Here is a 12,730-nt window from a genome sequence, read left to right as displayed (position 1 = left end):
GTCAGAGAGGAGTCAAGCTGCTGGCGGATATCGTATTGCGCGAAATGAGAGCGGGCGCCAGGAAGGAACCGATCAGTAATCCCAACTCTTCATGCCTCGTCGTGTACCAGCTCTCCTGATGCGTCAGGTTCATGGTGCCGATGCACACGCCGTCGTACGCGATCGGGATGTTCAGGATCGATCCGAGGCCCATCTCGGTCATCACGGTGTGATCGTCGAACGCTTCACGAATGCCTTGCGGCGTCTCCGCACGAAATGGCTTGAGATCGTGCAGTATCTGTCTGGCCCACGCGGTGCCCTGTTTTTTCTTGCGCCCACCAATCGGATAGACGTCGGGCATGTTCGTGTAGACGCGTTCCACCTCCTGGTTTCGCGCATCGTAGGACATGATCGTGAACAGGCTGAAGCCGATTGCGCTTGCCGCCACCTCGTGAACGGCGCGGAAAATCGCCATCGGCTGACCCTTGAGCCGCATGGCCTTCGCGAGATGCTCAAGGTTCGAAATGTCCAGCGCTTGTGGAACTGGCGGCGCAGTTTCGATCCGGTTGCCTTGCATAGTCTGTACGGGAAGTTGGCAAATCACGGCGTTCAGCCGTGTAGTTCAGTGGAATTGAGCGGGCCTCGAACATCCTGCGTGCGCCCGAGTTCCTCGGCCTCGATGTCTTCGAGCGAGCGGTTGCGAGTCTCGATACCCAGGAAGAAAACCACACACGCCCCGATGAGCAGAACCGTCGTGGTCATGGCGAACACGCCGAGGAATCCGAGCACGGGATAGACGAGGCCGACCAGAATCGGCGCACTTACCGAGCCGATGCGGCCGAACGATGAAGACGATCCGGTGCCGGTGGTGCGCACCGCTGTCGGGAATACTTCGGGGGTGTACGCATACACGCCTGCGAATGCACCGTTCATGAAGAACGACAGGCATATGCCCGCAACCATGATCCCGATTCCGGTGTGAGAGAACGCAAGCGCGATCGCCGCGATACCTCCCAACAACATGTACGATGCGACCACGGCCTTCCGGCCGATCCGTTCATTGAGCCATGCGGCCGAAAAATATCCCGGAATCTGCGCCCCATAGATCGCGATGGAATAGCCGAAGCTCTTCGTCATGGTGAGCCCCTCCTTGAGGAGCAAGCTCGGAATCCAGGAGAAGAACGAGTAGTACGCGAATGCAACCGAGAACCACATCAGCCAGCTTACCGCCGTGGTGCGCGCGAGTCGCGGCGACCACAACGTCAGCACGTTCTGCAACGCGCTACCGCTCGCACGCGCCGATGCGGGAATCATGCCGGCGGCGGCGGCAGGCGGAAGATGAATGCCTTTGTCGGCAAACCATGCCTCGATCGTGCTCACGATGCTGTTCGCTTCTTCCGTTCGCCCCTGGCTCTCGAGCCATCGCGGCGACTCAGGCAGCGTCCTGCGCCACCAGAGCAGCATCACGACGGGCAACGAAGTCACCACGGCCAGGTAGCGCCAGCCATCGACAAAATTTCGCACCACGACGAAGCCGAGGATGGATGAACTCAGATAACCGAACGACATGAAGCCGACCAGCGCGCCGCAAAACATGCCCCTGTAACGACGCGGCACGAATTCCGCAAGGAATGGCGCGATCACCACCGTCTCCGCGCCGGACCCAAATCCCGCGACGATGCGCAACGCGAAGAACGTGTGCCAGTCCGTAGCAGCGGCACTCGCGAGCGACGCGACACAGTAGATTGCCAGCGCCGTCATCATGATGCGGCGACGGCCGATCAGATCGGCGAATACGCCTGACAGAAAGGCCCCGAAGAAGTAACCGATATAGGTGCTGCTCGCGACGAGCCCGGTCTCGGCGCTCGTCAGGTGCCATAGCTTGCTCACGACCGGCAGCAGGAACGCGAGCGACGATGAATCGAGCCCATCGAACAGATACCCCAAGCCACCGATGAGCAGGAGTTTCCGATGAAAGCCCGACAACGGAAGTCTTTCAAGACGAGCGGCTATGGCAGACACGGTAACTTTCTCCCAGGAGGAATGGACACGAGGTCCGCAATGCCGACGTTATCGCCCGACCGCATAGGCCTGCATCTGGCGAGGCGTCGCTGCGCCACGCATCAGACCGTTTCTGATCCCGACCGCGCAGACCCGCCCCAGCGCCCACGGTTCGGCCACGGTCAGGTCGTGCCCCCGCGCGCGCAACTCGGCGAGGGTGCTTTCCGGAAAACGGGACTCGGCTGACATCTTGCCGAGATGCATCGCGCGCGGGTAGAACGAGCCGGGAAAGTGCGCCGTCTGGAACGAGGGCGAATCCGCGGCGGCCTGAAAGTTCATGCCGGCGTGCACGTGTTTGAGGAATAGCTGGAGCGACCATTGATCCTGCTGGTCGCCACCGGGCGTGCCGAACGCCGCGTACGGCTTGCCTGCGCGGGTAACCAGCGTCGGCGACAGCGTCGTGCGCGGACGGCGCCCCGGCCCGAGCGACGAAGGCAGCCCCTCTTCCATCCAGAACATCTGTGCGCGCGTGGTGACGTTGAAGCCGAGACCGGGCACCGCCGGCGACGCCTGCAGCCAGCCACCCGAAGGCGTGGCCGACACCATGTTGCCCCAGCGGTCGACGACATCAAGATGAACCGTATCGCCTCGCAGTTCAGGCAACGGGGCGAAGGTCGGTTCGCCCTGGCCGAAGCCGCCGGACTGTTCCTTACCGGCCAATGCCATGATGCGCGCGGCACGCTGCTCGCTGTCGCCCAGCGTGCCGGGACGGAATTCGAGTGACGCCCGGCGCGGGTCGATCAGCCGACGACGCTCGTTGTTGTAGGCGTCGCTCAGCAGCACATCCATCGGCACGTGCGCGAACGCAGGGTCGCCGTAGAACACGTCGCGATCGGCGAACGCGAGCTTCGAGCATTCGATGATGGTATGGACGAAATCCGGGCCCATCGGGTCCATGGCCGCGAGATCGAAGCCCTTGAGCAGCGCGAGCTGCTGCAGGAACATCGGCCCCTGGCCCCACGGACCGGTCTTGTGGACGCGCAAATCCCCGTAGTCGTATGAAACGGGGTCCTCGTAGGACGGTTCCCAGCGAGCGAGATCGCCGGCGTCGAGCAGGCCGCGGTTGCGCTGACCCGACGTATCGAGAACGGCGGTCGAACCAAAGTACTGGTCGATGGCGTCAGCCACGAAGCCGCGATAAAAGACCTCGCGGGCGCGTTCGCACTGTTCGCCGCGGTCACGCCGGGTATTCGCTTCTCGCAGAATGCGCTTGTACGTGTTGGCAATGGCCGGATTGGCGAACAGCTGGTTTGGCATTGGTGCGTCGCCGTCGCGCAGCCATTGCTCGGCCGAAGTCGGCCACTCGGTCCGGAAGAAATCCTTGATGGCGAGAATCGACGAAGTCATGCGCGGCAGCACCGGATAGCCATTTTCCGCATAACCGATCGCGTAGCTCAACACGTCCTCGAGCGGCAACTGGCCGTAATCGCGCAGCATGGCCATCCAGGCGCCGAATGCACCGGGCACCACGGCAGGCAGCAATCCCGTACCCGGAACCACTTCCAGACCTAACTTCCGCATGCGCTCGATGGTCATGGCCGCGGGCGTCACGCCCTGCCCGCAAAGCACGCGCACGCGATCTTCGCGCGCGCTGTAGAACACCACCGGGAGTTCGCCGCCCGGACCGTTCAGATGCGGCTCGACGATCTGCAAGACAAAACCGGCGGCGGCCGCTGCATCGAATGCGTTACCGCCTTTCTCGAGCACGGCCATGGCCGACGCGCTGGCGAGCCAGTGCGTGGAGGCCACCATGCCGAATGTGCCGATCAGTTCCGGGCGGGTTGTGAACGACATGCGCTGCTCCTTTGCGATCGCGGGCGACTGGCAGCTGAACCAATCACCATAGGTACGAATTAGATAAACGTTAAAGATACGGCCAAAGCCAATCAGTTTTACCTGATGCTAACCCGAAACCTCGTTGTAACAAACCGGGTCAAAATAATTTCTGGAAACTGCGGGTCACGGCGCGCCAAATCTGCTACCGTTGATACCAATGATCATTGGTTCGGCTGAAGACAATGGAAAACACGGCACTGGAAGGGTTACTCGGCTATATCGCCAGCCATCAACTCAAGGACGGCGACGCGCTGCCGCCGGAAAGAAAGCTGGCCGAAGACCTTGGCGTCAGTCGAAGGGAACTGCGCGCGGTGCTGGCTTCGCTGGAGGCGTCAGGCCGGGTCTGGCGCGGTGTCGGGCGCGGTACCTATCTGGGCGCGCGGCCGCTGAAGTTCGGTCCCACGCTGCGTGGACTGCGCGCGGGGACCAGTCCGGCGGATATCGCCGAAATGCGGCTGCTGTTCGAGCCCGCACTTGCGGAACTCGCCGCTACGAAGGCCAGTTGGGACGATCTGCTGGAACTGGAAAAGTGCGCACGTAAAAACGCCGCCGCGAAAAACGACGAAGAGTGGCAACAATGGGATCATCGCTTTCATTTGCTGATCGGCCAGGCCACCCGTAATCCCGCACTGATCGCGCTGATGGAAGTCATCAACGGCATGCGTGTGAAACCGGACGTGCGTGAGAAGACCGTGGCCCAGGAGACCCGGCAGTATTTCGCCCAACAGCATCAGGCAATCGTCAATGCGATGAAAGCCCGTGATGGAGAGACAGCGGCCCGATGCATGCGCGAGCATCTGCTAAGTGTTCAGGGGCGTGCATCCGCCAGAGTGGGCGCGCTCTCGGATCAACAGGTTTGACGTAGCGGTCGCCTGCGCGAAGCTCGGCGAAAACGGGCGCACGCCCGCGCCGCCGCTTTGCAACATGGCGGCAATCTCGTGCTTCATGCAAAGAAACGCGCCGGTGAGGTCGACGTCGACGACGCGATGCCATTCAGCCGCGCTGATGTCGTGCAACGGCTTGTGGCCAGGAGCAATGCCAGCGTTGTTGAACACCGCCCTGCGCAGAAATCTGCCTGACGGTTTCTTCGCCGCTCCCGACATCGATGTCGGAGACGACCACGCGCCCGCCGGCCTGAGCAAAAATCAGGCTTGCTGCACGCCCGATTCCGCCGCCCGCACTCGTCACAATGATTGCACGACCATCCAGGGTTCCTTGCACGTCTACCTCCACGTAAGTTTGCGTCGTCGAGGCCGTCAAGCGACGACGCCAGCCGGCCTCGTGAATCGATCCGTATGGTTCAGACTGCCGTCCAGCCGCCGTCGACGGCCATCGAATGGCCGGTCACGAACGACGCCGCATCGGACAGCAACCACTTCACTGCCGCGGCGACCTCTTCCGGCTGTCCAGGGCGCCCCACCAGATGCTTGGCCTTGATCTCGTCGAAATGTGCGGCATAGGCCGGTGCGCGCAGCGCTTCCACGACGATGGGCGTCATGATGAGGCCCGGCAGGACGGCATTGACCCGCACGCCGCGCGTGCCGTAGTCGACTGCCGCGGCCTTGGTCAAGCCGATGACGCCGTGTTTGGCCGCTGTGTAATCGCCAGCCACGGGCATCGGCGAGGAAGGTTCCAAAAGCCGCGACCACACCTGATTCAGCAGCGCTTCGCCCTCTTTCAGTCTGCGGCAATTCTCGACCAGCACCGCAATGCTGCGCGAGAGAGTCTGCGGGGTGAGCCATGCCACGTGAGGCGTAGCGATTTCACCGGCCACTCAGATCGAACAGCGCATAGGACACGCGTTTCGCTCAATTCGCAGGCGTCGCCGAAAGCGGTTCGAGCCCTGTCCTCGAAATCGCGGATGCCGCGTCCGGCGACGACAGAAAATGGATCAGCGCCGCTGCGCCGGCTGGATTTTTCGCACTAGTGGCGATGCCCCCGGAGAACACCGTGTACCACTGCACTTCTGCGGGCAAACTGCCGACTACCGTCACCCCCTTCACCGTTAACAGTTCGACGATCTGTTGAATTCCGAGCTCGGCGTCTCCATTCGCGACTACATCGGCGACTTGCCCGGCCGGAATCATGCGGCTCTTGCTCTGCATCCGCCCCGCGATGCCGAGACGCCAGAACAGCTCGCTGCCGACAAAGACGCCACTCGGGCTGTCCGGATAGACGATCGACCTCGCTGCGAGCAGCGCTCGCCGTAATGCGTCGACCGAACTGATATCCGGCGTTGGCGCCCCCTGGCGAACCACCATGCCGATTGCCGAGCGTGCCAGGTCCACCTTACTGTCCGGCAAGACCTTGCCGGCATTGATCTGTTCGTCGAGCGCATACCCAACCACGATCAGCACATCGGCCCACTCGCCACGCGCAAGCCGCACAGGGATCGCATTCGCGGCCGTACCTACCGCGGGGCCCCAGACGGTGATTAGCTTACGGCCGGTCGCCTCTTCGAATTGCGGGCCCAGGTCGCGATAGGCTGACGCAAACCCGCCCGAAATCATCACTTTGACTTCGTCTGCCCATGCGGCCCCGCTGCCTAATAACGCGCCCGCTACGCAGAACGCAAGTGCGCGAATCCTCAGCTTGCGAATGGTCACGGCCCCGCCCCATGTCGATCGAATGGCTTAGTCAGGATATGCATCGAGTGTAAGAGCGGAGCAGGTTCCGAAGATATAGCGGCCATTCAGCCGGTCTGCGGTGAAGGAGAACCTCGCAGGCCCATCGTCCATTCGTCTGGTTCCACCCGCGCCCCCCTCAAAAATCAATCGACCCGTATCGAACGCCGCAACCATCCTGTCACTGTCTCTTTCGAGCACGCGCAGCTACGCCAGCCGATATGCGCGTCAGGCCGCACGCCCCACACTGTGCCGCCTGAGGCACGAAACGCGATAGTGAATTCATTTGCCGCATCCGTGAGCACAGTGAACTGCTCATTGGCAGGCACGTCACATCCCGGTGCCGCGATCAACACCGCAGACGCCAACTCACGAGGCAGGGCATCGAGCGCAGAGCTCCCCTCGACGAACGCATCGTATTGTGCGCCGGGTGCATCGATATAGCCGAGCAGGACATGCCGCCCGCGGCCGACATATTCATGCAGGCGCTGCGCATGGCCGACGAACCTTTGCTGGAAGCCGCCCACTTCGGGAACACGATCGCCGGGCGCGGGTAACGTCGCGTCCATCTCGGGACACTCGTCGGCGACGATGCGGCTGCCTCGATAGGTGATGAGCAACTGGGTTTCGCGCATGGCCGGTGTCGCCGCCTCGCGAGCGAACACCGCATTCAGCGCCGCGCTCGTCGATCGAACGACGTCGACCCCGACGGGATGCCGTTCTTCTGAATAACTCTCGAGCAATTCAGGCTGTGCGAGGTCCCGCGCCGCGAGCGATAGCTTCCACGCCAGATTGTGTGCATCCTGCAGCCCCGTATTCATACCCTGACCGCCCACCGGAGGATGGATATGCGCCGCGTCGCCGGCAATGAACACGCGGCCCCGGGCATAGGCAGGCACGATGCGATGGCTGACCGGGTAGACCGACGACCAGCGCATCGACGACAGCCGCGTGTTATCCGGTAACGCCGGCAGGAGCAGCTCGCACATCGTATCGAAATCGGGCGACGGAGTATCGACGAGCGCCGCCTTCTCTTCGGGCACGATGATCGAGAGCCGGTAGCGTTGCTCCGAGCCGCGAACCGGAACCGCCGCGAGCGAAGCTTTCGGGCGTGTCCCCGCGCTCCAGTCGAAGCGATACATGGGTCCCCTGGGCAGGTCCCATTCCACGTCGAGATCGGCGAGCGCGAATGTTTGCGGGTATTGACCGCCTTCGAACGCAAGACCAAGCGTCGAGCGAACCTTGCTGTGCGCGCCATCGCAGCCCACGAGCCAACGGCAACGCAGGGTGTGCGTTCGCCCGCTGGAATCGGTGAGTTGCGCGTGGACCGCACCCTCGCGCTCTTCGAAAGCGTCCAGCTCGACGCCATACTCCACACGTCCGCCCTGCGCAGCGAGTGCGGCCTCGAGCAGGCGTTCCGTTTCGAACTGCGCGAGCGACAGCGAGCCGTACGGCAGGCCTTGCCCCTGAATGCTCATACTGCGTGCGGGGACATGCGTACCGTCCTGCCACGTTTGAACGCCGGTGAGCCATACGCCGGCTTCGATCGCGCGTGCGGCGATGCCGATGTCTTCGAAAATCTCGATGGTGCGTGGGGTAACTCCGAGCGCCTTGCAATAGAAAATCCGGGCGGGCATACGGTCGACGAGGCGCACATCGACGCCGTCGCGTCGCAACTCTGTCGCGAGCAATAGACCGACCGGGCCGGCGCCGACGATCAGTATGTCTGGAGCATCGTTCGACATGTCAACGAATCCTCAAGATGAGCGGCGGGACGGCTGCCTGTCACGCCGGACTATCGATTCCTTATACAAATTGCCGCGATACGCAGGGTGACAGAGGCGGCGCTCTCGTGTTCGCGCAAGCGTCGAACGACGGCAGCTCGTGCAAACAGCTTACGCATATCGGAGTGTCGCTCTGCAGCTTCTGTCGAAATGTAGTCCCGAATTCAACTGTTTGCGCGCATTTTTCGACATTTCACGTATTTCACGTACCAGTGTCGAATGTCCATTCCTGGCCGCACTCGGTAGCCCGATCGTGCAACGCGGACAATCTGCCCAAACTTCTCAAAATCGTTATCGCAGCATCGCTTGTGACGGGCTGCCGGTACATTCGGCGTCGCTTTTTCATGCGACCGGTTGGCGCGATGATCATCGGCGCTTACGCGGACCGCGTGGGACGCCGCGCAGTGATGACGAGGACCTGCTGGATGACGGCTCTGGGAACCGCCGCGCTCGGCCTGTGCCCGTCGTTTGCCAGCATTGGTGTGATTGCGCCGCTCGTCGTCAGCGCCGCTCGATCGTCAGGGCTTTGCCGTCGGCGGCGACATCGTGAACTGGCGATCCCACGTCCACAGCCTGGTATGTGGCGCCGGCGTGTGCGGTGAGCTTCCGTGCGCTGACGCTTTTCAAGGAACGGCGCTTCGAAGCGGCCAATTGCGGTGCGCCCGCAGCCGACGCGTTTTGCCGGTCGCAGGGCATGGGAAACGCCGTGAGCTTTGCTGTCAAAGCGGATGTGCCGCTGACCATCGTGACATCGAGCAAACGCATCTGTCCGCATCAGGGATGCAAGGCGTCCGAGCGGGTCGATTGCGGGACGCGTAAATAGCCGTTGCATCCATTCAAGCCGTCGAGCGACATCTCAAGGCATGACTAGCGGATGGAACGTCGAAGCCGACACACATAATCGCCCCAGATTCAGCCACGTTTTTTCGATGGTTGCGATGCGAGAGTATCTGCGAGTACCGCTTCGATCGTCGTGGCGGCAAGCGTTTTTCGAACGCCATTATCGATCGAATCATAGACGTGGCTCAGCGTCGACCCGATGCCTCGCCCGACGGGGCAAGCCTGACTCGGTTTCGAAGGGTGCAGCGCGAAGCGTGCACCCTCTTCAAGCGCATCAAAGACGTCGAGCAAACTGATTGCATCCGCACTCCTCGTCAGACGCCATCCCGCATTGACACCGCGATAACTCTCGACAAGCCCGCCTTTCGCAAGCAACCCAAGCGTCCGACGAATCACCACCGGATTGGTGTTGACGCTCGCAGCGATGCGATCGGATGTGACCGGGTCAGAACTGCGCCGTGCGACGAGCGCCATCCACGCCAGGATGTGGGTCGCCACGGTCAAGCGGCTGTTGGCGCTCATGGAAAGTCTCTGTTAGTCGGTTTAGTTGTAACTATATTCGTTACAGCATGGGTAGTCAATCCTGCCATGTCTGATAATCCCGGCGACATAGCGCGTTCCCCGCCTTAAAAGACGGACGATTTCGGGCTACACGCATCGTCCCAGTGACGTGACGAAACACCCTGCCCCCGTCATTCGAGTCCCAGCGACGACGCCTCGTCACGAGAAGAGACTTGTGTTGATGGCCTGGATAGTTTATGTTGTAACAATTATTGTTACATCGAATGCGCTGTACTGGTAAACGTATGGCTTGCGACGCTCCATAACCAATGGAAACGGTGCATCCGTTCTTGCTACTTTCAACACCGAAATGAGAAGCCCGCAGATGTCCACACTCTTCGATCCCATCCAGATTGGCGCGCTGAAGTTGTCGAACCGCATTGTCATGGCACCGCTCACACGCATGCGCGCGTTCGCCGAGCGCAGTCCAGGTGTCCTCCACGCGCACCACTACGCACTGCGTGCGAGCGCAGGACTCGTCATTACCGAAGCCACTTCCGTCACGCCTCAGGGCGTTGGCTATCCCAACACTCCGGGCATCTGGTCCGAAAAGCAGATTGCCGGCTGGAAAGAGGTGACGTCAGCGGTACACAATGCGGGTGGCCTGATCGTCTCCCAGTTGTGGCACGTCGGGCGAGTTTCCGACCCGCTCTACCACGGCGGCCAACTTCCCGTCGCCCCCAGCGCCGTTGCGCCGGAAGGCCATGTCACCCGCGTGCGGCCCCAGCGTCCGTACACCGTACCGCGCGCGCTGGAGACCGAAGAAATTCCCGGTATCGTCGAGGATTTCCGGGTTGGCGCCGCCAACGCACAACGCGCTGGTTTTGATGGTGTCGAACTGCACGCGGCAAATGGTTACCTGTTCGATCAGTTCCTGCACGACGGATCGAACCTGCGGACCGACCGTTATGGCGGCTCGGTCGAGAACCGTGCGCGCTTCCTGCTGGAGGCAGTCGATGCGTTGCTCACGGTTTGGCCCGCGGACCGCATCGGCGTGCATCTGAACCTGATGTCGAGTTCATACTCGATGCACGACTCGGATCCGCGCGCGCTGTTCACTTATGTCGCCGAGCAACTCAACGCACGCAACATCGCTTTCATTTTCGCGCGCGAGGCGCTGGATCGCGGCGACGATCGCATCGGCCGTGACGTGCGGCGCATCTTCAAAGGGGCCTACATCCTCAATGAAGGGCTGACGCGGGAGAGCGCGGAACGGGCCATCGAACGCGGCGACGCGGACGCGGCAGCGTTTGGTCGTCCTTTCATCGCCAACCCTGATCTGGTGGAGCGCTTTCGACGCGGTGCGCCGCTCAACGCGGTCAATCCGGAAACCATCTACACGGACGACGAAACCGGCTACAACGACTATCCGCTGCTAGATGAAGCTGTGTGAAAGAGGCGTGCGATGGGCTTCCGGTATAAAGGATCGACCCGGGTACATGGCAGCTCGCCCAGTGAGAGGCGTCTGCCTTGCTATTGAGATATCTTTTCCAGTTCAATACCCTTCGTGCGCGGTCCCATCAATCCAATCGCCAGCATCACGATCAGCATCGCCCCGGCGATAAACACGAACACGCCGCTAGTGCCGAAGTGCTTCAACACCGCTGCAATCAGAAACGCCGTGAAAATCGCGGAAAACCGGCTCCACGAGTAAACGAAACCCACCGCGCGCGCTCGAATGCTGGTCGGAAAAAGCTCAGTCTGATACGCATGGAAGCTATACGAAATGATGTTGCCCGCGAGCGTCAGACACACGCCGAGACTGACCAGCAACACCGCGCCCGCCGCCTGACTGAACCACAGGCCGCAGACGATATTCACGCCCGCCATCACCACGATCACCGTCTTGCGCTCGAAGCGGTCGCCGATAAAGAGGCCGATCACCGGACCGATTGGCGCGGCCAGCGCGATCACGCTCGAATACATCAGGCTGGTGGTGATCGTAATGCCCTGCTTGATGAGCAGCGTGGGCACCCAGTTCGCGAAGCCATAGAAGCCCACGGTCTGGAAGATATTGAAGATCGTCATCATCAGCGTGCGGCTGCGGTACGGCGGCACCCACATATCGCGGAAGCTGCCGCGCGGTGCGACCGGCGCCGGCGGCGCGGGCGGCGGCAATTCGCGGCCATACTCGCGGCGCACTTTCGCTTCGAGTTCGGTCATCACGCGATCGGCTTCGGCAAGACGCCCTTGCTGCGCGAGCCAGCGCGGGCTCTCCGGCAATGCGCGACGGATCCACCATACGAACAGCGCACCATGTGCGCCGATCAGCACGACCCAGCGCCAACCGTCGAGGCCGAGCAGCGTGCGCGGCACCAGCAGATACGACAGAAACGCCACCACGGGCACCGCGGTAAAGCCGACCGCCTGCTCGCATGCAAACGCGCGGCCACGGATCTGCTTGGGCACCAGTTCGGAGATATACGTGCCGATCGTCACCAGTTCGACGCCGATGCCGATCCCCGCCACGAAGCGCCAGAAGTTCAGACCCGTGGCCGACTCCTGAAACGCCATCACGACGTTGGCCGCCGTGTACCACAGCAGCGAATACGTGAACACGGCGCGGCGTCCGAAGCGATCGGCCAGAAACCCACACGCGATCGTGCCGATAAAGAGACCGCTGAACAGCGCCGCGATAAAACTCGCGACGCCGGTCGAGCCGAACAGGCCGTGCGTGGTCGCCGTCAGCAGACCGCTTTTGACGAGGCCCGGCGCGACGTAGCCGGAGTACAGCAGATCGTAGAGTTCGAAGAAGAAGCCGAGGCTCAGCAGCAGCACCAGCTTCCAGACGGAGCGCGTGGCGGGCAGCCGGTCGAGGCGCGCGGAAATGCTGCCGGCGTCGAGCGGCGCGGCCGCAGCGGTGCGACTGGCCGCGCTATCGGAATGCGCCGCGCCGCCGTTCTTCTTCGCGACGGAGCCGGCGTGATCTGGGAATGCCATCTTGTCTGTCTCCTTTGTCGACCAGAGTTGGCGCTTTAGCGCTTACTCCGGTCCCATGCAACATAGTTGCCGATGATTCTGGCGAAAGAATAAGTCTCGCCGGGC

At 62.0% G+C, this 12,730-nt stretch carries 12 protein-coding genes and 1 pseudogene; 2 read left to right on the top strand and 11 right to left on the bottom strand.

What is annotated here, in order from left to right:
* Position 1: 1 nt before the first annotated feature.
* The 3 genes from ACQKRQ_RS04425 to ACQKRQ_RS04415 are packed head-to-tail and all read right to left on the bottom strand — an operon-like array spanning position 2 to position 3,834.
* Complete coding sequence (locus tag ACQKRQ_RS04425; RefSeq protein ID WP_427475302.1) at positions 2-556, bottom strand: GAF domain-containing protein; 555 nt, start codon at positions 554-556, stop codon at positions 2-4.
* 32 nt (positions 557-588) lie between these two features.
* Positions 589-2,001 (bottom strand): MFS transporter, encoded by a 1,413-nt coding sequence (locus tag ACQKRQ_RS04420; protein WP_427475300.1) that lies wholly within the window; start codon positions 1,999-2,001, stop codon positions 589-591.
* Positions 2,002-2,049: 48 nt separating this feature from the next.
* Positions 2,050-3,834 carry a gamma-glutamyltransferase family protein gene (locus ACQKRQ_RS04415; RefSeq protein ID WP_408285376.1) on the bottom strand — a complete coding sequence of 595 codons (1,785 nt, stop codon included), beginning with the start codon at positions 3,832-3,834 and terminating at the stop codon, positions 2,050-2,052.
* Positions 3,835-4,058: 224 nt separating this feature from the next.
* On the opposite strand from ACQKRQ_RS04415, the gene ACQKRQ_RS04410 reads away from it, so the two are divergent.
* Entirely contained in the window at positions 4,059-4,736 is a 678-nt protein-coding gene (locus ACQKRQ_RS04410) for a FadR/GntR family transcriptional regulator (RefSeq protein WP_427475298.1), read from the top strand.
* On the opposite strand, the gene ACQKRQ_RS04405 is transcribed toward ACQKRQ_RS04410, so the two are convergent.
* The 7 genes and pseudogenes from ACQKRQ_RS04405 to ACQKRQ_RS04375 all read right to left on the bottom strand — a co-directional run bounded on the left by ACQKRQ_RS04405 (position 4,677) and on the right by ACQKRQ_RS04375 (position 9,646).
* On the bottom strand, positions 4,677-4,979 hold the full coding sequence (locus tag ACQKRQ_RS04405; RefSeq protein WP_427475296.1) for an SDR family oxidoreductase: 303 nt from the start codon (positions 4,977-4,979) through the stop codon (positions 4,677-4,679). The genes ACQKRQ_RS04410 and ACQKRQ_RS04405 overlap by 60 nt on opposite strands.
* Positions 4,870-5,097, bottom strand: a complete 228-nt coding sequence (locus ACQKRQ_RS04400; protein WP_427476116.1) for an SDR family NAD(P)-dependent oxidoreductase — start codon at positions 5,095-5,097, stop codon at positions 4,870-4,872. The genes ACQKRQ_RS04405 and ACQKRQ_RS04400 overlap by 110 nt, the downstream gene beginning before the upstream one ends.
* Positions 5,098-5,176: 79 nt before the next feature.
* Positions 5,177-5,476, bottom strand: a pseudogene (locus ACQKRQ_RS04395) (SDR family oxidoreductase); the annotation flags it as partial.
* Between the two features lie 208 nt (positions 5,477-5,684).
* Entirely contained in the window at positions 5,685-6,482 is a 798-nt protein-coding gene (locus tag ACQKRQ_RS04390; RefSeq protein ID WP_427475294.1) for a substrate-binding domain-containing protein, read from the bottom strand.
* 164 nt (positions 6,483-6,646) lie between these two features.
* On the bottom strand, positions 6,647-8,245 hold the full coding sequence (locus tag ACQKRQ_RS04385; RefSeq protein WP_427475292.1) for an FAD-dependent monooxygenase: 1,599 nt from the start codon (positions 8,243-8,245) through the stop codon (positions 6,647-6,649).
* A gap of 540 nt (positions 8,246-8,785) precedes the next feature.
* Positions 8,786-9,043, bottom strand: coding sequence for a hypothetical protein (locus ACQKRQ_RS04380; RefSeq protein ID WP_427475290.1), 258 nt, complete (start codon positions 9,041-9,043; stop codon positions 8,786-8,788).
* A 153-nt stretch (positions 9,044-9,196) separates the two neighbouring features.
* Complete coding sequence (locus tag ACQKRQ_RS04375) at positions 9,197-9,646, bottom strand: Rrf2 family transcriptional regulator (protein WP_132377590.1); 450 nt, start codon at positions 9,644-9,646, stop codon at positions 9,197-9,199.
* A gap of 364 nt (positions 9,647-10,010) precedes the next feature.
* Here ACQKRQ_RS04375 and ACQKRQ_RS04370 point away from each other — a divergent pair, with 364 nt between their 5' ends.
* Entirely contained in the window at positions 10,011-11,078 is a 1,068-nt protein-coding gene (locus ACQKRQ_RS04370) for an alkene reductase (protein WP_427475288.1), read from the top strand.
* 80 nt (positions 11,079-11,158) lie between these two features.
* Here the strand turns inward: ACQKRQ_RS04370 and ACQKRQ_RS04365 are convergent, their stop codons facing one another.
* A complete protein-coding gene (locus ACQKRQ_RS04365; protein ID WP_427475286.1) occupies positions 11,159-12,625 on the bottom strand; it encodes an MFS transporter in 1,467 nt (488 codons plus the stop codon).
* Positions 12,626-12,730: the final 105 nt, after the last annotated feature.

Origin of the sequence: Paraburkholderia sp. NPDC080076 (genome assembly GCF_050281145.1) — a bacterium.
In the GTDB taxonomy this organism is placed as follows: Bacteria; Pseudomonadota; Gammaproteobacteria; order Burkholderiales; family Burkholderiaceae; genus Paraburkholderia.
This window is presented reverse-complemented; position numbering and strand designations above follow the sequence as displayed.